Here is a 20,235-nt window from a genome sequence, read left to right on the forward strand (position 1 = left end):
ACGAGGAGGGCCCCCGGGCATCTTGGGTTCCAGTGGTCGTTGCAACACCGCCTGGTTTTCAGGTGGTGAGTAGATCACGTAGACGCTCGGCTGGAGTACTCCAGCCGAGCGTCTTGCGTGGGCGGCCGTTGAGTTCCTGGGCGACGTGTTCGAGGTCTTCGGGGCTGTGGACGCTGAGGTCGGTGCCTTTGGGGAAGTACTGGCGCAGGAGTCCGTTGGTGTTCTCGTTCGAGCCGCGTTGCCAGGGTGAGGCGGGGTCGCAGAAGTAGACGGGCATGCCGGTGGCCATGGTGAACTGCTTGTGGCGTGCCATCTCGCTGCCCTGGTCCCAGGTGAGGGAGCCGCGCAGGTGTGCGGGCAGGGTCTGGATCGTGGCGACGAGGCCGTCGCGCACGGTTTCGGCGTCGTGGGCTCCGCCCGGCAGGTGGACCAGCATCGTGTAGCGGGTGCTTCGCTCGACCAGCGTGGCAATCGCGGAGCGGCTGTTGGCGCCGATGATCAGGTCGCCTTCCCAGTGGCCGGGCACGGCCCGGTCCTCGACGGCGGCAGGGCGGTCGCTGATCATCACCATCGGGTCGATGAACCGTGGGGTGCGCCGCTGAGGGTCCCGGCGTGGTTTGCGGCGGGTCCGGCCGGAGCGGACGGCGGCCTGGACTTCCCGTTTCAGGCCGCCGCGGGCCTGGAAATACAGCGCCTGGTAGATCGTCTCCACACTCACCCGCATGCTCCGGTCGTCGGGATACTCCTTGCCCAGAGCGTGACAGATCTGCTCCGGCGACCAGCGCCCGCGCAGTCCGTCCTGGACGAAGCGTCGCAGCCGGCCCTCGCGCAGCAGCTTGCGGTCCTTGGGGCGGGGTCTGCGCGTGGCGGCCGCCCGGTGGGCAGCGTAGGGCTGATAGCCCTCAAGGCCCGAGTTCGCGTCGGTCTCCCGCTTGACCGTGCTCGCCGGCCGCCCCAGGGCCCGTCCGATCGCCCGCAGCGACTGCCCCGCCGCGCGGAGATCGCGGATCTTCTCGCGCTCGGCGAGCGTCAGGAACCGTGGGTGAATCTGCTTCTCCAGGGCCTTCAGGCCCACCGGCGTTGTGGTCACGCCACCCATCGTGAGGGTCCCGGTGGTGTAGTCGACACGGCGACCGTCGGCGTAGGTGCGTGTGGTGCCGCTCTTCTTGACGCCCCAGTCCCAGTCCTTGGCCGTGCGCTCGTTCACGTCGACCTGCCGGGCCGCTGCCCGGCGTGCGACTCCGGCGGCCCGAAGCCGCTCGTACTCGTCGCGCCGAGGATGCCGCTGCGACAGGCGCACCGACCCGCGTCCGGCCTTCCGGGCCCAGCCGAAGGCCGTGTTGCGGTTCACGCCCAGCTCACGCGCCACCACGGTCACGCTCCCCACGACATCCAGCCGCGCAAGGAAACGTGCCTTCAACCCTGCAAGATCACCACGCTCAACGCCCACGGTCCCCGCAACTCCCACAGATCATGGGTGTTGCGAGGACCGTTAGAACCCAAGCATTCGCCCGGGGGCCCTCCTCGTTCGCCCTGCCCTTGTATGTGACCCTTGCTCGCATGCCCGCCGTAGGTGACCTGCGCGTACTTCTGCGCCTGACCAATTTCCGCCGCCTGCTGACGGTGCGCCTCCTCTCCCAGTCGGCGGACGGCGTCTACCAGGTCGCGCTCGCCGCGTACGTCGTCTTCTCCCCGGAGAAGCAGACCTCGCCCGCGGCGATCGCCTCGGCGATGGCCGTACTGCTACTGCCCTACTCGCTGGTCGGCCCCTTCGCAGGCGTCCTGCTCGACCGCTGGCGGCGCCGCCAGGTCTTCCTGTACGGCAACCTCCTGCGGGCCGCCCTCGCCTGTGGCACGGCGCTGCTGATCCTCGCGTCGGTACCCGACTGGCTCTTCTACGCCTCGGCCCTGTCCGTCACGGCCGTCAACCGCTTCGTGCTGTCCGGGCTCTCAGCAGCCCTGCCGCGCGTCGTCGATGCCGACCGGCTCGTCGTGGCCAACTCCCTCTCGCCGACTGCCGGCACGCTCGCCGCCACCGCGGGCGGCGGGCTCGCCCTCGCGCTGCGTCTGGCGGGCCCGGACTCCGACGCGGCAGTGGTACTGCTGGGGGCCGCGCTGTATCTCTGCGCGGCACTGGCCTCGCTGCGCATGAGCCCTGAACTGCTCGGCCCTGATCCCGAGTTGATGCAACCCCGGCTCGGCGCCGCGCTGTCGTCCACGGTGCGCGGCCTGGCCGACGGAGTGCGCCATCTGGCGGAGCGCCGGGCCGCGGCCCGCTCGTTGGCCGCCATGACGGTGATGCGCTTCTGCTACGGGGCGCTGACCGTGATGGTGCTGATGCTATGCCGGTACGCCTGGTCGGACCGCACGGCCGGCGGATCGGACGGCCTGGCCCTGCTCGGGCTGGCCCTCGGGGTGTCAGGAGCGGGATTCTTCGTCGCGGCTGTGCTGACGCCGTGGGCCGTGGGGCGGCTCGGGCCATACGGATGGATGGCTGCCTGTGCGGGCGCGGCCGCCGTGCTCGAACCGGCTCTCGGTCTGCCCTTCGCGCCCGTGCCGGTGCTGATCTCCGCCTTCGTGCTCGGCCTCACCACACAGGGCGCGAAGATCGCCACGGACACGGTGGTGCAGTCCTCGGTCGACGACGCCTACCGCGGCCGGATCTTCTCGCTCTACGACGTGCTGTTCAATGTGGCGTTCGTGGGTGCTGCCGCGGTGGCCGCCCTGATGCTGCCCACCGACGGCCGCTCGATCGCCCTGGTGCTCATGGTCGCCGCCCTCTACGCGATCGTCGCCGTCACCCTGGGCCGCTGGAACCGCGAGCGTGCCGGAAAGTGACGCACCGATGGGGCGATGTTTCACGTGAAACATCGCCCCATCGGTCGCGCGGGTCATGAACGTGGTCTCACGCACCCCGCCCGCGTCATGTTTCACGTGAAACATGACGTCAGCTCTGCGTCGCCCACCATTCCTTCAGCGCCGTGATCGCCGCCTCGCGCTTCATCGGGCCGTTCTCGAGCCGCAGCTCCAGCAGGACCTTGTACGCCTTGCCGATCTCCGGGCCGGGGCCGATACCCAATACCTCCATGATCTGGTTGCCGTCCAGATCCGGGCGGATCGAGTCCAGCTCCTCCTGCTCCTGGAGCTGCGCGATGCGCTCCTCCAGCCCGTCATAGGCGCGAGAGAGAGCACTCGCCTTGCGCTTGTTGCGCGTGGTGCAGTCCGAGCGGGTCAGCTTGTGCAACCGGTCCAGCAGCGGGCCCGCGTCCCGCACATACCGGCGCACCGCCGAGTCGGTCCACTCCCCGGTCCCGTAGCCGTGGAAGCGCAGGTGCAGCTCCACCAGAGTCGATACGTCCCTGACGAGGTCATTGGAGTACTTGAGTTCAGTCATGCGCTTCTTGGTCATCTTCGCGCCCACCACCTCGTGGTGATGGAAGGAGACACCGCCGTCCTTCTCGAAGCGCCGCGTCCTCGGCTTTCCGATGTCATGCAGCAGGGCCGCGAGCCGCAGCACCAGATCAGGCCCGCTCTCTTCCAGGTCAATGGCCTGTTCCAGCACGGTCAGTGAGTGCTCGTAGACATCTTTGTGCCGGTGGTGCTCGTCGCTCTCCAGGCGCAGGGCGGGCAGCTCCGGCAGCACTCGCTCGGCGAGCCCGGTGTCCACCAGGAGCCTCAGCCCCTTGCGGGGGTTGGCGGAAAGAACCAGCTTGTTGAACTCTTCGCGCACCCGCTCGGCCGAGACGATGTCGATGCGCTCAGCCATCGAGGTCATCGCGGCGATCACCGCGGGGGCGACTTCGAAGTCCAACTGCGCCGCGAAGCGAGCCGCGCGCATCATGCGCAGCGGATCGTCGGAGAACGACTCCTCGGGGGTGCCGGGGGTCCGCAGGAGGCGTGCCGCGAGGTCGTCGAGGCCGCCGTGCGGGTCGATGAACTGCTTCTCCGGAAGCGCTACGGCCATCGCGTTGACCGTGAAATCGCGGCGGACGAGGTCTTCCTCAATGGAGTCGCCATAGGAGACCTCGGGTTTGCGCGAGGTCCTGTCGTACGCCTCCGACCGGTATGTCGTGACTTCGATCTGGTAGCCCGCCTTCTGGCAGCCGACCGTGCCGAAGGCGATCCCGACCTCCCACACCGAATCCGCCCATGGCCGGACGATCTTCAGTACGTCCTCGGGGCGGGCGTCGGTCGTAAAGTCCAGGTCGTTGCCGAGCCGGCCAAGGAGCGCATCCCTGACCGAGCCACCGACCAGGGCAAGGCTGAAGCCCGCCTCTTGGAAGCGGCGGGCAAGGTCGTCGGCTACGGGGGAGACCCGCAGCAGCTCACTGACCGCAAGCTGCTGCACCTGACTCAGGGCACGGGGGCTGTCTTCGTTGGCATTCGGCACAACAGAAAAGGGTACGTGCCCCGACCGCCCGCAGCGCCCCGTTTCTTTCCGCCTGAAACTCTCTTCCGATCATGTGGAGCAGTCCGCAGCACTTCGCCACAGCACACCTCGTTACCATGCGTGGACGCAGGAACCTACAACCACCAACGGCAGCACACAATGACGAGGGACGGGCGGGCGCGTGGCCGAGGCGGCAGACTTTCAGGGGATGACTCCCTCACCTGCCCACCGGTGGTTGCGGCGCACAGCAGCGCTGCTCACCGGCGCCCCGCTGGTGGCCGGTCTGCTGTATCTACCGGCCACCGCCCCCGCGCATGCCGCCGAGACCGCCGGCGGATCTCGCACTGTGGATGTGTCTCTCGACACACTGACTCCCGGCGCTCCGGCGAAGGGTGACACGGTCACCGTCTCCGGCACGATCACCAACAGGGGCAGAGAGACTGTCACCGGCGCCCATGTCGGACTGCGTCTGGGTTCGCAGCTGGCAGGCAGGACCGGGATCGACGCGGCCGCCACGCGCACCGGATACACCGACGGGATCGACCCCCCGGAGGTCGGTGGGAAGTTCACGAAGAAGTTCGCGAGGCTTCCCGCCGGAATCAGCGAGGAATTCAGCATCTCGGTCCCGGTCGGCAAGCTCGGCCTCGACGACGCGGGCGTCTACCAGCTGGGCGTATCCCTGTCGGGAAGGACCGCGAGCTTGCCCTTCGAGCAGGTGCTGGGCATCGAGCGGACCTTCCTGCCCTGGCAGCCGACGGCGACGGCCAAGAAGACCCAGCTCACCTATTTGTGGCCGCTGATCTCCTCGACCCGTCTCACCGCCGAGACGGGTTCGGACGAGCAGCAGACCCCGGTCTTCGAGAACGACGACCTCGGCGCCGAGCTCGCACCCGGCGGACGTCTGCAGCAGCTCGTCTCGCTCGGCAATGAGCTGCCGGTGACCTGGGTCATCGACCCCGATCTGCTCGCCACCGTCAACGCGATGACCGAGAGCTACGAGGTGAAGTCCGAGGACGGCGAGACGACCGTCGCGGGAAAGAACCAGGCCGTCGCCAACCGGTGGCTGAGTGATCTCCAGAAGGCGGTGCAGGGCCGCAAGGTTGTCGCACTGCCGTTCGCCGACCCCGATCTGGCGTCCCTGGCACACCGCGGCAAGGACGTCCCGGGCTCCCTCAGCCATCTGCAGCCCGCGACGGAGGTCGCGGCCACGACCGTGAAGTCGATCCTGCACACGGAGCCCTCCACGGACTTCTCCTGGCCGGTGGACGGCGCCCTCGACCCGTCGATCGTCGACGTCGCCACTTCGGCCGGTGCGCACAACGTGATCGCCCGAAGTGACAGCCTCCGGGAAACGGGCGGTCTGCCGTACACCCCCACCGCTGCGCGGCCGATCGGCGGCGGAACGACGGCGGTGGTCGCCGATGCCCGGCTCTCCACCGCGTTCCAGGGGGACATGTCGAAGGCGGGGGACTCCACCCTCGCCGTGCAGGAGTTCCTCGCCCAGACCCTCGCTGTGACTCTCCAGAACGAGGACAAGCAGCGCAGCGTCGTCGTCGCCCCGCAGCGGACGCCGTCCGCGAGCCAGGCCCAGTCGATGGCGGGCGCCCTGCGCGCTCTCGACGAACAGCGCTGGGCCCAGCCCCTGGACCTGGTAAAGGCGGCGAAGGCCAAGCCCGACACCAACGCCACGACCCGTATCCCCGACCCGTCCTCGTACCCTCAGTCGCTGCGCGAGCAGGAGCTGCCGGTCAAGGCGTTCCAGGACATCAAGGACACGCAGGGCAAGCTCGACAACTTCCAGGTGATCCTCACCGCACCGGACCGGGTGATCACCCCCTTCGGCAACGCGATCAACCGGGCGATGTCGACCTCCTGGCGCGGCAAGAACCAGCAGGCCCAGCAGTACCGGGACGGCGTGCAGAGCTATCTGGTGAGCCTCACCGACGAGGTGCGGCTCATCCAGAAGTCCGACGCGACGCTCTCGGGCCGCAGCGCCACCGTCCCGGTGACCGTCCAGAACAAGCTGTTGCAGGGCACTGAGAACCTGGTCCTGCGTCTGACGACCACCAAGCCGACCCGCCTCAAGCTGGACGGTGACAAGACCGTCGCCGAACGGCCGGTGAAAATCGCGGGCGGCCACAGTCAGTCCGTGAAGTTCACAGCCACCGCGAACGCCAACGGTCCGGTTCCGGTGTTCGCGCAGCTCTACACGGAGGACGGCACGCCGTACGGCCGCCGCATGGAGTTCAGGGTGAACGTCGACGAGTTCACCCCGACGGTGATGCTCGTGATCGCCGGCGGTGTGCTGCTTCTTGTTCTCGCCGGGGTCAGGATGTACACCCAGCGCAAGCGCGCCGCGGCCCGCCAGGCCGCCGTGGAGGCCGAAGAGCCCGGGCAGCCGAGTGACCCGACACCGGACACCGGACCGGAAAGCAGCGACCCGTGGGACACGGGTGAGAAAGTGGACCGTTGAGCGACGCCTTGGCCGGTAGGCGAGGGACGATGAGCCGGGGTCGGAATGCTGCGCCATTCCGGGGGACAGCCGCCCGATTCCCGGTCGAAAACACAGCAGGACCCAGCTCGCCGGAAAAGGAAGCTCGAGGGGAGCACCAGTGAACGCGCCGTACGACGGTGACCGTGGACAGGGCACGGGCGGCACTGCGCCTTCCTGGGGGGAGCCGCCGGAGCCCTCTGACGCAGGCCATGTGCCGCAGCAGCAGGAGCCCGAGTCCGCCCCGGACCCGTATGTCCACGATGCCTACACCAACGATCCTTACCGGCATCAGGACCTCTCGGCCCAGGACCCGGTGACGGAGGCGCTCTACGACCGCGCCTCGCACCCCCCGCCGCCTCCTGGCACCTACCAGGACCCACAGCCGCTCTACCAGCAGCCTTCCTCGCCGCAGTACGCGCCGGACCCGCGGGTGTGGGCGCAGACCCCGGCGCCTGAGCCGGACGGGCCGTCCCGCCATCTCCCGTACGGGGACGACGCCGCCACCACTCAGTTCGTGGGCGTGGACGACCTGGTCACGCAGGCGAGCGACCAGGTTCCGGAGCAGGACGCGTTCGCGCATCTCTACCGCGACCAGCAGGCTCCGGGGCAGTCCACGGAGCCCGCCGCCCCCGAGCCCGCCCCGGCGCCGCCGCCCAAGAAGCCTGCCGGCCGCGCGTCGAGCGTGCTCAAGTCGAGCGCCCTGATGGCCGCGGGCACGCTCGTGTCCCGTCTCACGGGCTTCGTACGCAGCCTGGTGATCACCGCGGCACTCGGTGCGGCACTGCTCGGTGACACATTCACCGTGGCGTACACCCTGCCGGTGATGATCTACATCCTCACCGTCGGTGGCGGCCTCAACTCGGTCTTCGTGCCGCAGCTGGTGCGCGCGATGAAGAACGACGACGACGGCGGTGAGGCCTTCGCGAACCGCCTGCTGACGCTCGTCATGGTCGCCCTCGGCATCATCGTGACCATCGCGGTCTTCGCGGCTCCGCTGCTGATCCGCCTGATGTCCGTACCGATCGCCGACAACGAGGCCGCCAACACCGTCGCGGTCACCTTCGCCCGCTACTGCCTGCCCACCATCTTCTTCATGGGTGTGCATGTGGTCATGGGGCAGATCCTCAACGCCCGTGGCAAGTTCGGCGCGATGATGTGGACTCCAGTCCTCAACAACATCGTCATGATCGCCACATTCGGCCTGTTCATCTGGGTCTACGGCACTTCCGCCGAATCCCGCATGGGCGTCGAGACCATCCCGGTCGAGGGCGTGAAGCTGCTGGGCATCGGTACCCTGCTCGGTCTCACCGTCCAGGCCTTGGCGATGATCCCGTACCTGCGCGAGACGGGATTCCGCTTCCGTCCGCGCTTCGACTGGAAGGGCCACGGTCTCGGCAAGACCGTCAAGCTCGCCAAGTGGACGGTCCTGTTCGTTCTCGCCAACCAGGCCGGCGTCCTCGTCGTCACCCAGCTCGCCACCGCGGCGGGCAAGGCATCGGGCAAGGACGGCGCGGGTATCCTCGCCTACTCCAATGCCCAGCTGATCTGGGGCATGCCGCAGGCCATCATCACGGTCTCCGTCATGGCCGCCCTGCTGCCCCGCATCTCCCGCGCCGCGTCCGACAACGACCCGGGCGCCGTCCGTGACGACATCTCGCAGGGCCTGCGCAATTCGGCCGTCGCGATCGTCCCGGTCGCGTTCACGTTCCTCGCGCTCGGCGTTCCCCTGTGCACCCTGCTGTTCGCCTCGACCGGCCACGAGGGCGCCCAGGCGATGGGCTTCATCCTGATGGCCTTCGCCCTCGGCCTCATCCCGTACTCCGTGCAGTACGTCGTTCTGCGCGGTTTCTACGCGTACGAGGACACCCGGACGCCCTTCTACAACACGGTCATCGTCGCCGCCGTCAACGCCGCCGCCTCCGCGCTCTGCTATCTCCTGCTGCCTGCCCAGTGGGCCGTGGTCGGCATGGCGGCCTCGTACGGGCTGGCCTACGCCATCGGCGTCGGCGTGGCCTGGCGGCGCCTGCGCAAGCGGCTGGGCGGCGACCTCGACGGCACTCACATCCTGCGTACATACGCGCGGCTCGCCGGGGCATCCGTACCGGCCGCGGTCATCGGTGGCGCGGCGGCCTTCGGCATCATGCGCGTCATGGGCAGCGACGCACTCGGGTCACTGATCGCTCTGCTCGTCGGTGGGATCCTGCTTCTCGGTGTCTTCTTCGTCGCCGCGAAGCGGATGCGGATCGAGGAGCTCAACGCCATGGTCGGCATGGTGCGCGGTCGCCTCGGGCGATAATGCGGCCACGGCCCGCACAACCATCGTGCGCCGCCGCGTGTCGTGCATAGCACCGGACTGTGGGCACAATTGGCATGGCTGTTCAACAGCGCGCAACGGATGGGGAGGCAGGAACGACGGTGGCGGAACGTAGCACGGCTGCCGTCGACGTGGCCGACAACAGCGGTGATGGACCGCTGACCGCCAAGGCGGACAAGGCCACGGCCGACGGGGTGGCTCAAGCCCAGGACACAGCGGACGAGAACATGCGCGAGGCCGACGACGAGCGAAAGAGTGCCGAGACCTCCGTCGCCCCACCCGAGCTGCACAGTGGCCACAAGCTCGCCAGACGCTACCGGCTCGAAGAGTGCGTCACCCGTCTGGACGGTTTCAGCAGTTGGCGTGCGGTCGACGAAAAACTCCGCCGCGCCGTCGGTGTCCACCTCCTGCCTGCGGATCATCCGCGGGCGAGGTCGGTGCTGGCCGCGGCCCGTTCCTCGGCGCTGCTCGGCGATCCCCGCTTCGTGCAGGTCCTGGACGCGGTGGAGGAGAACGACCTCGTCTACGTCGTCCACGAGTGGCTGCCCGACGCCACCGAACTGACCGCTCTGCTCGCCGCCGGTCCGCTGGAGGCCCACGAGTCCTATCAGCTCGTCAGCCAGATCTCCCAGGCCATGGCGGCCGCCCACCGGGAAGGCCTCGCCCATCTGAGGCTCACCCCGGGTGCCGTCCTGCGGACCTCGTCGGGCCAGTACCGGATCCGTGGGCTCGCCGTGAACGCCGCTCTGCGCGGCATCACGTCAGAGGGTCCGCAGCGCACCGACACCGAGGCGATCGGCGCGCTCCTGTACGCCGCTCTGACGCAGCGCTGGCCGTACGAGAGCGACGCATACGGCCTCTCCGGTCTACCCAAGGGCGTCGGGCTGATCGCTCCCGACCAGGTGCGGGCAGGTATCCATCGGGGCCTTTCGGAGCTCGCCATGCGGGCCCTGGCCAACGACGGTGCGACGGCTTCGCGCCAGGAGCCGCCCTGCACCACCCCCGACGAGCTGGCCAAGGCGGTCGCGGCGATGCCCCGCATCCGCCCGCCCGAGCCGACCTTCACAGCGCCGCCCGAATACCAGCGCACCACTTATCAACAGGGCACCTACGGCAGGCCCGGAGCGCACCCCGGCGCGCCCGCCGCCCAGCCCGTCCTGCCCACCCCGCCCGGCCCGTTGCAGAGCCGCACCGGCAAGGTTCTCAAGTGGGGCGTGGCCGCTCTGCTCATCGCCGCGCTCGGGCTCGGCAGCTGGCAGCTGGCCGACAGGTTCCTGGACCGCGGCAACGACTCCGGTGACACCGGGAACACTCAGACGGACAGCGGCGACGGTCCGCAGAAGCCTGATCCCGAACCGCTCAAGATCTCTGACGCCGCGGTCTTCGCGCCGAACGGCTCCGGCATAGACGCAGATGTGCCGAGTGCCATCGACGGCAAGACCGGCACCGCTTGGATCACCCCGCAGTACAGGGGCTATGCCAACTTCGGGAACCTTCCGACGCGCAAGGACGGCAGCGGGATCATCGTTGACCTCGGCAGCGTCCGGGACGTGGCCGGTCTCGACATCGACATGTACCGCAGCGGCCAGACCGTCGAGGTGCTCGCGGCCGACGAGGACGCGTCGGGCCCCAGTGGCCTTTCCGATTTCTCGCAGCGGCTCACCGATCTGGAGCCGGCCGAGAGCAAGCTGGAAACCACACTCGACAAGCCGGTACGGACCCGATACGTCCTGATCCACGTCACAGCACTGCCGACCGATGGCTCGTCCGGCACCTTCCGTGGTGGAATCTCGGAGATCAGGGTCACCGGCTGACCAGAACACCCAAGGGGAGGGGGCTCACTGTTGGACGACGCCACGCTCAGAGACACGAACGACCAGGATCTACTGGCCCACCATGTCAAGGGCGACCCGGATGCCTTCGGTGAGCTCGTACGGCGCCACCGTGACCGACTCTGGGCGGTGGCCCTGCGCACCCTGGGCGACCGCGAGGAAGCCGCTGACGCGGTCCAGGACGCCCTGGTGTCCGCCTATCGGGCCGCCCACACCTTCCGCGGCCAGTCGGCCGTCACCACCTGGCTGCACCGCATCACCGTCAACGCCTGTCTCGACCGGGCCCGCAAAGCGGCGTCCCGCAGGACATCGCCCGTTGACGACGCCGAGCGCCTGGACCAGCTCCTTGAGCCCCACGAGTCGGCCGAGGCGCCCGCCGAGCGCCAGGACCTGCACAGGGAACTGATCGCGGCCCTGAGAACACTGCCCACCGAGCAGCGGGCGGCTCTGGTCCTGGTGGACATGCAGGGCTACCCCGTGGCGGAAGCCGCCCGGGTGCTCGACATACCCACCGGGACAGTGAAAAGCCGCTGTGCACGCGGCCGGGCCCGACTGCTTCCACTCCTCACCCATCTGCGTGTGGACAACGGGGATAACAGCGACCTCGGCGTGGGAAGGAACCGGACGCCCGGGACATCCGTCCCACCGGCGACGGGACCGAGAGACGCAGGACCAAGTGATTCTGCTGCCGTGAAGGGCGGAGGTGGGCGCGCATGACATCGACGGCCGGCATGACTCAGCACCCGGATGTCTCAGAGATCTCCGACCTCGCCGAGGGCCTTCTGTCCCCGGCCCGCACGACGGACGTGAGCCGGCACCTGCACGAGTGCGGACTGTGTGCCGACGTGCGCGACTCCCTGGAGGAGATCCGCGGGCTGCTGGGCACGCTTCCCGGGCCGCAGCGGATGCCTGCCGACGTCGGCAGCCGTATCGACGCGGCACTCGCTGCTGAGGCGCTCCTCGACTCCACGGCTCCCGCCTCCTTGGCCGCCGCGACCACGGCGCCGGAGGAGACCGCGTCTGTTTCACGTGAAACAGACTTCGAACCGGACGAAGCAGCGCTCTCCCCCGCCGACGCGTCTCCCACCGACTTGTCCTCCGGCCTGGGACGGCCTGCCGGGCGCCCGCGTGGGACCACCGGCCCTGGCCGAACCCGGCAGGCGAAGCGGCGTCGTCGCAACACCGTCATCGGCGCCGTCTTCGGGACCGCCGCTCTCGGCGTCGGAGTGCTCTTCCTCCAGTCCGTCCAGTCGCCCAGCGACAAGGAATCCTCCGCTGCGGACAACGGGTTCAGCGCAAGCAAGAAGTCGGGCTCGGAGTTCTCCGAGTCCACGCTCAAGGAGCAGGTACGGACCCTGGTCGCGAAACAGCCCAGGTCCCACGGCAAAACGGCCGAGAGCGATCAGCCGTCCAACACCGAGTCGAGTCCCAACGCTCCGATGCTGGGAACCGATGTGACTGTGCCCCGGTGTGTCCAGGACGCAACTGGCCGGACCAACCCGCCCCTCGCCGCCGAGGAGGGCACGTACAAGGGCACAAAGTCCTTCCTCGTCGTGCTGCCGCACGCAGCCGACGGCACCAAGGTCCAGGCGTACGTCGTCGATGCCTCCTGCGTCGGGAAGACACCGACTGCCAAGGGCAAGGTTCTGCTGACAGACTCCTACCCCCGCCAATGACATCCCGCCCGGACGGGCACGGACACCGCGGGAATGCATGCCCCGTAGGATCCGTTGGGTGGAATGAGAGTCCGGGAACGGACCTCCACGTAGGCAGTAGGCAGTCCGCAGAGACGAGGAAGTAACCCGTGAGCGACGTCCGTAACGTGATCATCATCGGCTCCGGGCCCGCCGGCTACACCGCCGCGCTGTATACCGCGCGTGCCGCGTTGAAGCCGCTGGTCTTCGAAGGCGCTGTGACCGCAGGCGGTGCTCTGATGAACACCACCGACGTGGAGAACTTCCCCGGTTTCCGCGACGGCATCATGGGCCCCGACCTGATGGACAACATGCGCGCCCAGGCGGAGCGCTTCGGCGCCGAGCTCATCCCGGACGACATCGTCTCCGTGGACCTCTCGGGTGACATCAAGACCGCCACGGACACGGCCGGCGTCGTCCACCGTGCCAAGTCGATCATCGTCACGACGGGCTCGCAGCACCGCAAGCTCGGCCTCCCGAAGGAGGACGCCCTCTCCGGACGTGGCGTCTCCTGGTGTGCCACCTGTGACGGGTTCTTCTTCAAGGACCAGGACATCGCCGTGGTCGGCGGCGGCGACACCGCGATGGAGGAGGCGACGTTCCTCTCTCGCTTCGCCAAGTCCGTCACCATCGTCCACCGCCGGGACACTCTTCGTGCCTCCAAGGCCATGCAGGACCGCGCCTTCGCCGACCCGAAGATCAAGTTTGCCTGGGACAGCGAGGTCGCCGACCTTCAGGGTGACCAGAAGCTCGCGAGCCTGACCCTGCGGAACACCAAGACCGGCGAGCTGTACCCGCTCCCCGTAACCGGACTGTTCATCGCCGTGGGCCACGACCCGCGCACCGAGCTGTTCAAGGGCCAGCTGGAGCTGGACGACGAAGGTTATGTGACCGTCGACGCGCCGTCGACGCGTACGAACCTCAACGGCGTCTTCGCCGCCGGCGACGTCGTCGACCACACCTACCGGCAGGCCATCACCGCCGCGGGCACCGGCTGCTCGGCCGCCCTCGACGCCGAGCGCTTCCTCGCGGCTCTCGCGGACAGCGAGCAAGTGGCTGAGCCCGAGAAGACCCCTGCCGCCTGACTTTCCCGCCCCGCCCCACCCCCATTGAGAAGTTAAGGAGGCCGCCGTGGCCGGCGCCTTGAAGAACGTGACCGACGCCTCCTTCGAAGAGGACGTCCTGAAGAGCGACAAGCCCGTACTGGTGGACTTCTGGGCTGCCTGGTGCGGTCCGTGCCGCCAGATCGCCCCGTCGCTCGTGGCGATCGCGGAGGAGCACGGCGACCAAATCGAGGTCGTCAAGCTGAACATCGACGAGAACCCGGCTACCGCCGCCAAGTACGGCGTGATGTCCATCCCCACGCTGAACGTCTACCAGAACGGCGAGGTTGCCAAGACGATCGTCGGTGCCAAGCCGAAGGCCGCGATCGTCCGTGACCTCGCGGACTTCATTGGCGAGGAAGTCACCAAGGGCTGACCGCCGACTTCGTTTCACGTGAAACATGTGTGGCCCACCCCCGTCGGGGGTGGGCCACACATGTTTTTCGTTCCTACAGCGGCCTCAGGACCGGTTCTTTCTGAACCGCTCCCAGGAGCCTGTCGAGCGCGAGTTCGACGTCTTCCTTCCAGGAAAGCGTCGTCCGCAGCTCCAGCCTCAACCGCGGATGCACGGGATGCGGACGGACAGTCTTGAAGCCGACCGCCAGCAGATGGTCCGCTGGAAGCAGACAGGCCGGCTCCGTCCAGCGGGCGTTGCCGAATGCCTCAATGGCTTTGAAGCCCCGTCGCAGCAAGTCCTTGGCCATCGTCTGCACCATCACACGCCCCAGGCCCTGCCCCTGATAACCGGGCGTGATCCAGGCCGTCATCAGCTGGACCGCGTCCGGGGAGACGGGGCTGGTGGGGAATGCCGTGGAGCGCGGCACATAGGCCGGCGGCGCGTACAGCACAAAGCCCACTGCGACCTCGTCGACATAGACGACCCGGCCACAGGAACCCCACTCCAGCAGGACAGCCGAGATCCAGGCTTCCTTCTCCAGTTCGGGTGTGCCGGCCTTTACCGCTGCTTCTCCACCGACTGGATCAAGTTCCCAGAAGACACAGGAACGACAGCGCTGGGGGAGATCCGGAAGATTGTCCAGCGTGAGCGGTACGAGCCGACGCCCCATGAAGGGTGTTCCTCACTTCCCTCGCCTGCCGCATCACGGGCGGCCGTCAGCACACCACGTTCCCTCACCAAGCTGCCAACGAATCCGCCGACCGCCCCGAGACTCAGCCCTGCTGTAACCAGTTGGCTGCGGCTCACCGATCGCATGGCCCCGCCCTCCCTCTGAAGTCAATCAAGGTGGATGCGCCATACCAGAACGCATCGTATCCACCCCGCGATCGCACGGATACCGGGAGAGAGCAAAGGGCGGGCCGTGTCCTGGAATTCCAGACACAGCCCGCCCCTGAGAGAGTCGGCCGGGGTCAGCTTTCGCCATCCTCCGGGTCTTCCTCAGCAAGGCGCTTCTCCAGGACCCGCCCCTCACCAGGAGCGAGTGTCCCCAGGATCCGCTCCAGATCATCCATCGACGCGAACTCGACGACGATCTTGCCCTTCTTCTGGCCCAAGTCGACCTTCACCCGCGTCTCGAAGCGATCCGAGAGCCGGGATGCGAGCCCGGAGAGAGCAGGCGACAGCCGGGCACCCGCACGCGGGCCCTTCGCCTTGGGTGTGCTCTCAGGACGAGAGCTCATGAGGGTCACGATCTCCTCGATGGCGCGCACCGAAAGACCCTCCGCGACGATGCGGTGCGCCAACCGGTCCTGCTCCTCGGAGTCGTCCACCGCGAGCAGCGCCCGCGCATGTCCGGCGGACAGCACGCCGGCGGCAACCCTGCGCTGGACCGACGGCGAGAGCCTGAGCAGCCGCAGCGTGTTGGAGACCTGCGGGCGCGAGCGCCCGATCCGGTCCGCCAGCTGGTCATGCGTGCAGTTGAAGTCCTTGAGCAACTGGTCGTAGGCCGCGGCCTCTTCCAACGGATTCAGCTGCGCCCGGTGCAGGTTCTCCAAGAGCGCGTCGAGAAGAAGCTTCTCGTCGTCCGTGGCCCGGACGATCGCCGGGATCCTCTCCAGACCCGCTTCGCGGCACGCCCGCCACCGACGCTCGCCCATGATGAGCTCATAGCGTTCGGGGCCGACCTCGCGTACGACGACCGGCTGGAGCAGGCCCACCTCCTTGATGGAGGTGACCAGCTCCGCGAGAGCGTCATCGTCGAACACCTCACGCGGCTGGCGGGAGTTGGGCTTGATGGAGTCCAACAGCAGCTCGGCGAAATAGACGCCCGCGACCTGCTCGGGCTCCGCCGACTCCGGCTCCGACGCCCGCGCGAGCACCGTTTCACGTGAAACGGTGCTCGCGGGAAGCGAGGTGACCTTCGCGGCCGCCACACCCCGTTCCGCGGTCAGCACCGGCACGGCCCCCGGAGAAGCCGAGGCCGACCCGACGGGCGAACCCGGCTTCTCCTGCGAAGCGGCAGGGATCAGCGCACCAAGCCCACGCCCCAACCCTCTACGTCGCTCACTCACTGGATCCCCTCCGACATGCTCTGCTGATTGTTCTGGCTGCCCGAGTGGGCGTGCTGCGGGTCGTAGTGCACTCCGACACCGCGAAATGCGATCTCACGGGCCGCTTCGAGGTACGACAGCGACCCGCTGGAGCCCGGGTCGTAGGTGAGTACGGTCTGCCCGTAGCTCGGGGCCTCCGAGATCCGCACGGAGCGCGGGATGCTCGTCCTGAGAACTTCTTTGGCGAAGTGGGTACGCACTTCGTCGGCCACCTGAGAGGCGAGCCGGGTCCTGCCGTCGTACATGGTCAGCAGGATCGTCGATACATGCAGGTCGGGGTTGAGGTGCCCCCGAACCAGGTCGACGTTGCGCAGAAGCTGGCCCAGGCCTTCGAGCGCGTAGTACTCGCACTGAATCGGGATGAGCACCTCTGCGCCGGCCACCATGGCATTGACCGTCAACAGGCCCAGCGACGGCGGGCAGTCGATGAGGATGTAGTCCAACGGCTGCTCGTATGCCTGGATCGCCCGCTGCAGTCGGCTCTCCCGTGCCACCAGCGACACCAGCTCGATCTCCGCACCGGCGAGATCGATGGTGGCTGGGGCACAGAAGAGGCCTTCGACGTCCGCTACCGGCAGGACCACTTCGGAGAGTGGCCTGCCCTCCACCAGGACGTCATAGATCGAGGGGACCTCGGCGTGGTGATCGATCCCCAGCGCCGTGGAAGCGTTGCCCTGCGGATCGAGGTCGATGACCAGGACCCGCGCGCCATGCAGCGCGAGCGAAGCAGCGAGGTTGACCGTGGTCGTGGTCTTACCGACGCCGCCCTTCTGGTTGGCGACCACCATGATGCGGGTCTGCTCGGGGCGGGGCAGGCCCTCACCGGCACGGCCGAGAGCTTCCACCGCCAATTGGGCAGCGTGTCCAATGGGGGTGTTGTCCATCAGGGGCGGCGTTTCACGTGAAACATCCTCCCCTGTCGACTCGGTACGGGGACCGGGGACCGGATCGGTCATCGGTCCCGCGATGTTGGCGTCGGACCGCAACGATTCACTCTCCTCGACTTCAGGCTCGCAATGCACAGAGCCTGCCATGCTTTCGGGGTCGTGAACCAGCGAGGCCCGTTCTTCTGTGGAGGGACCCACGTTTGTGGACAACCCCACAACCCTCCCGGGCTTGCGTTCGCGCGGCGCGGCAGCCGCGCGACCGCGGCTGATGATTCCATGCAGCAGAGAGCGACGTTTCACGTGAAACACGATGCACCGGCGAAGCCGCTACGCCCTCACGACACTCCGAAATGCATACGTATGGCAGCTTGTATGGAGCATTGTTGATAGATAGGACAGATCAACGACGCCGACGGGTACGACTGACCCGCGCGGCCTTGGCGCGCTTCGTCGCGAACCGCACGCCACCGGGGCTCTCGCCGACCTCTACCCGCACCACGGTGGCCAGCGGCTCCACCACCCCCTCACCGACCTGCAGCACCTCGGTCTTCACCACACCGAGCTTGCTCAGGGCGGAGCGAGTGTTCTTGAGCTCCTCCTCGGCCGTGTCGCCCTTGAGCGCCAGCATCTCGCCATAGGGCCTCAGCAGCGGAACCCCCCAGCCGGCCAGCCGGTCCAGCGGTGCCACCGCGCGCGCCGTCACCACGTGGACGGGTGGCAGCGTTCCGAGAACCTCCTCGGCCCGCCCCCGCACCACCGTCACATGGTCCAGCCCCAGCAGCTCGACCACTTCCTGGAGGAAGTTCGTACGCCGCAGCAGGGGCTCCAGCAGGGTGATCTTCAGGTCCGGGCGCACCAGCGCCAGCGGGATGCCGGGAAGCCCGGCTCCCGAGCCCACATCGCAGACCGTGACGCCCTCGGGGACCACCTCGGAGAGCACCGCACAGTTCAGCAGGTGCCGCTCCCAAAGTCGTGGCACCTCACGCGGACCGATGAGGCCTCGGGTGACCCCCGCATCCGCGAGAAGCTCCGCGTACCGGACGGCAGCCGGATAGAACTCGCCGAATACCGCCCGTGCCTCTTCAGGCGCCTGGGGAAGCTCTGCTTCCTCCGTCACGGGGACCGTCCTTCCGTACCGCGCTACCGAACTGATGGCCGACCGACCAATGGGCCGACCACCAGGCTGACAAAGATCGGCCCCGCCTGCGAACAGACGGGGCCGAAGGGCGATGGACCGGTCAGGCCGGGAGAACGACGACGAAGCGCTCCGGCTCCTCGCCCTCGGACTCGCTGCGCAGACCCGCGGCCGCGATCGCGTCATGCACGACCTTGCGCTCGAAGGGCGTCATCGGGTCCAGCTTCACCGGCTCACCGGTGGACTTGACCTCGTCCGCGGTCTTGGCACCCAGCGCCGCGAGCTCCTCGCGCTTCTTGGCCCGGAAGCCGCCGATGTCCAGCATCAGCCGGCTGCGGTCCCCGGTCTCCCGGTGTACGGCGAGGCGAGTCAGCTCCTGAAGCGCCTCCAGCACCTCACCGTCGCGGCCCACGAGCTTCTGGAGATCACGGCTGTGCGCGTCGCTGATGATCGAGACTGCGGCCCGGTCGGCCTCGACGTCCATGTCGATGTCGCCGTCGAGGTCGGCGATGTCGAGCAGACCCTCGAGATAGTCGGCGGCGATCTCGCCTTCCTGCTCAAGGCGGGTCAGGGTGGCGTCACCCTTGGTGGCCGCGGAGATGGTGCCTTCCGTCACGGGATGGACTCCTTATTACTTCTTGGACGGGTGCTTGGGGCGCTGCTGGCCCTTGCGCTGCCCGGACTTGGCTTGGCGTGCGGAGGCGGGAGGGGTCTTGCCGGCCTGCCTGGGCTGCTCGTCCTCCGGCTCGTCCTTCTTGAGCGAAGGCTTCGCCAGCGAGGGCTTCGCCGCGGCTTCAGCGGTGGCCGCCTGGCGCTGCGCCTTTGTCAGACGCTTGGGCTGCTGCCGCTTCGGAGCGTCTTCCGCTTCCTCCGCCTCAAGAACAGGGTCGCCCTTGACCACATTGCCGTCGGGCTGAAGCGTGAGCCGTGACTGGCCGAGCTCCTTGACGAATTTGCGCTCGGCCTCGTTGCGCTCGCGGCCCTTGGCCTCGATCTGCTTGATGATGTTGCGCTGACGGCGGGTGCTCACCTTGCCGTGCTTGGCGATCGACTTCTCCATGCGGTCCAGCAGGAGGCCCTGCGCCTTGCTGCCCGGGGTCGGGTTCCCGTGGATCACGTACATCTGCTGGCCCATGGTCCACACGTTGGTGGTCAGCCAGTAGACGAGGACACCGACGGGGAAGTTGATGCCCATGACGGCGAACATCAGCGGGAAGACGTACATCAGCATCTTCTGCTGCTGCATGAACGGCGTCTTCACCGTGAGGTCGACGTTCTTCGTCATCAGCTGGCGCTGCGTGTAGAACTGCGACGCCGACATCATGACGATCATGATCGCGGTGACGATGCGGACGTCGACCAGGGTGGCGTTGAACTCCGCCACCTTCGCGGTGGTGTCCATGAACTTCGACGCCAGTGGAGCGCCGAAGATGTGCGCCTCACGCGCGCTCGCCAGCAGCGAGTCGTTGATGACGCCGATGTTCTTGCCCGAGGCGATGCTTGAGAGCACGTGGTAAAGGGCGAAGAAGAACGGCGACTGCGCCAGGATGGGAAGGCACGAGGAGAGCGGGTTGGTGCCCGTCTCCTTGTACAGCTTCATCATCTCTTCGGACTGACGCTGCTTGTCGTTCTTGTAGCGCTCCTGGATCTTCTTCATCTCGGGCTGCAGCGCCTGCATGCCGCGCGTCGACTTGATCTGCTTGACGAACAGCGGGATCAGACAGATCCGGATGAGGACCACGAGGGACACGATGGACAGACCCCAGGCCCAGCCCGTGTCAGGTCCGAAGATCGCCCCGTACATCGAGTGGAACTGAACGATGACCCACGAAACAGGTGTGGTGATAAAGCTGAACAGACTGGCGATCGTGTCCACTA

General features: G+C 67.8%; 16 protein-coding genes. 8 read left to right on the plus strand and 8 right to left on the minus strand.

The window, feature by feature from the left end:
- Nucleotides 1-58: 58 nt before the first annotated feature.
- Nucleotides 59-1,294 (minus strand): IS30 family transposase, encoded by a 1,236-nt coding sequence (locus ACLLJJ_RS17810; protein ID WP_434600404.1) that lies wholly within the window; start codon nucleotides 1,292-1,294, stop codon nucleotides 59-61.
- Between the two features lie 266 nt (nucleotides 1,295-1,560).
- Here ACLLJJ_RS17810 and ACLLJJ_RS17815 point away from each other — a divergent pair, with 266 nt between their 5' ends.
- Complete coding sequence (locus ACLLJJ_RS17815; RefSeq protein ID WP_434592368.1) at nucleotides 1,561-2,838, plus strand: MFS transporter; 1,278 nt, start codon at nucleotides 1,561-1,563, stop codon at nucleotides 2,836-2,838.
- 109 nt (nucleotides 2,839-2,947) lie between these two features.
- Here ACLLJJ_RS17815 and ACLLJJ_RS17820 read toward each other — a convergent pair whose 3' ends face one another.
- On the minus strand, nucleotides 2,948-4,390 hold the full coding sequence (locus tag ACLLJJ_RS17820; RefSeq protein ID WP_434592371.1) for a CCA tRNA nucleotidyltransferase: 1,443 nt from the start codon (nucleotides 4,388-4,390) through the stop codon (nucleotides 2,948-2,950).
- 181 nt (nucleotides 4,391-4,571) lie between these two features.
- On the opposite strand from ACLLJJ_RS17820, the gene ACLLJJ_RS17825 reads away from it, so the two are divergent.
- From ACLLJJ_RS17825 to trxA, 7 genes are all read left to right on the plus strand, one after another.
- Nucleotides 4,572-6,863, plus strand: a complete 2,292-nt coding sequence (locus tag ACLLJJ_RS17825; RefSeq protein WP_434592373.1) for a DUF6049 family protein — start codon at nucleotides 4,572-4,574, stop codon at nucleotides 6,861-6,863.
- A gap of 139 nt (nucleotides 6,864-7,002) precedes the next feature.
- Nucleotides 7,003-9,180: a murein biosynthesis integral membrane protein MurJ gene (gene murJ, locus ACLLJJ_RS17830; protein ID WP_434592376.1), complete on the plus strand. Its 2,178-nt coding sequence runs from the start codon at nucleotides 7,003-7,005 to the stop codon at nucleotides 9,178-9,180.
- 119 nt (nucleotides 9,181-9,299) lie between these two features.
- Nucleotides 9,300-11,012 carry a serine/threonine protein kinase gene (locus ACLLJJ_RS17835; RefSeq protein WP_434592379.1) on the plus strand — a complete coding sequence of 571 codons (1,713 nt, stop codon included), beginning with the start codon at nucleotides 9,300-9,302 and terminating at the stop codon, nucleotides 11,010-11,012.
- A gap of 30 nt (nucleotides 11,013-11,042) precedes the next feature.
- Nucleotides 11,043-11,747 (plus strand): RNA polymerase sigma factor SigM, encoded by a 705-nt coding sequence (gene sigM / locus ACLLJJ_RS17840; protein WP_434592382.1) that lies wholly within the window; start codon nucleotides 11,043-11,045, stop codon nucleotides 11,745-11,747.
- Nucleotides 11,744-12,706 carry an anti-sigma factor family protein gene (locus ACLLJJ_RS17845; protein WP_434592385.1) on the plus strand — a complete coding sequence of 321 codons (963 nt, stop codon included), beginning with the start codon at nucleotides 11,744-11,746 and terminating at the stop codon, nucleotides 12,704-12,706. Before sigM ends, ACLLJJ_RS17845 begins: the two co-directional genes overlap by 4 nt.
- Nucleotides 12,707-12,834: 128 nt before the next feature.
- The gene (gene trxB / locus ACLLJJ_RS17850) at nucleotides 12,835-13,809 is read left to right on the plus strand and encodes a thioredoxin-disulfide reductase (protein ID WP_434592388.1); all 975 of its coding nucleotides are present in this window, start codon (nucleotides 12,835-12,837) and stop codon (nucleotides 13,807-13,809) included.
- A 46-nt stretch (nucleotides 13,810-13,855) separates the two neighbouring features.
- A complete protein-coding gene (gene trxA, locus ACLLJJ_RS17855; protein ID WP_434592391.1) occupies nucleotides 13,856-14,203 on the plus strand; it encodes a thioredoxin in 348 nt (115 codons plus the stop codon).
- Between the two features lie 73 nt (nucleotides 14,204-14,276).
- Here the strand turns inward: trxA and ACLLJJ_RS17860 are convergent, their stop codons facing one another.
- The 6 genes from ACLLJJ_RS17860 to yidC all read right to left on the minus strand — a co-directional run bounded on the left by ACLLJJ_RS17860 (nucleotide 14,277) and on the right by yidC (nucleotide 20,233).
- Complete coding sequence (locus tag ACLLJJ_RS17860; protein WP_434592394.1) at nucleotides 14,277-14,894, minus strand: GNAT family N-acetyltransferase; 618 nt, start codon at nucleotides 14,892-14,894, stop codon at nucleotides 14,277-14,279.
- A gap of 301 nt (nucleotides 14,895-15,195) precedes the next feature.
- Nucleotides 15,196-16,296 (minus strand): ParB/RepB/Spo0J family partition protein, encoded by a 1,101-nt coding sequence (locus tag ACLLJJ_RS17865; RefSeq protein ID WP_434592395.1) that lies wholly within the window; start codon nucleotides 16,294-16,296, stop codon nucleotides 15,196-15,198.
- Nucleotides 16,293-17,369: a ParA family protein gene (locus ACLLJJ_RS17870; RefSeq protein ID WP_434592398.1), complete on the minus strand. Its 1,077-nt coding sequence runs from the start codon at nucleotides 17,367-17,369 to the stop codon at nucleotides 16,293-16,295. The genes ACLLJJ_RS17865 and ACLLJJ_RS17870 overlap by 4 nt, the downstream gene beginning before the upstream one ends.
- A 253-nt stretch (nucleotides 17,370-17,622) precedes the next feature.
- Nucleotides 17,623-18,339, minus strand: a complete 717-nt coding sequence (gene rsmG, locus ACLLJJ_RS17875; protein WP_434592401.1) for a 16S rRNA (guanine(527)-N(7))-methyltransferase RsmG — start codon at nucleotides 18,337-18,339, stop codon at nucleotides 17,623-17,625.
- A 121-nt stretch (nucleotides 18,340-18,460) separates the two neighbouring features.
- The gene (locus ACLLJJ_RS17880) at nucleotides 18,461-18,973 is read right to left on the minus strand and encodes a protein jag (RefSeq protein WP_434592404.1); all 513 of its coding nucleotides are present in this window, start codon (nucleotides 18,971-18,973) and stop codon (nucleotides 18,461-18,463) included.
- Nucleotides 18,974-18,988: 15 nt separating this feature from the next.
- Nucleotides 18,989-20,233, minus strand: a complete 1,245-nt coding sequence (gene yidC / locus ACLLJJ_RS17885; RefSeq protein ID WP_434592406.1) for a membrane protein insertase YidC — start codon at nucleotides 20,231-20,233, stop codon at nucleotides 18,989-18,991.
- Between the last annotated feature and the right edge of the window lie 2 nt (nucleotides 20,234-20,235).

Origin of the sequence: Streptomyces sp. A5-4, from assembly GCF_051131715.1 — a bacterium.
Classification (GTDB): domain Bacteria; phylum Actinomycetota; class Actinomycetes; order Streptomycetales; family Streptomycetaceae; genus Streptomyces.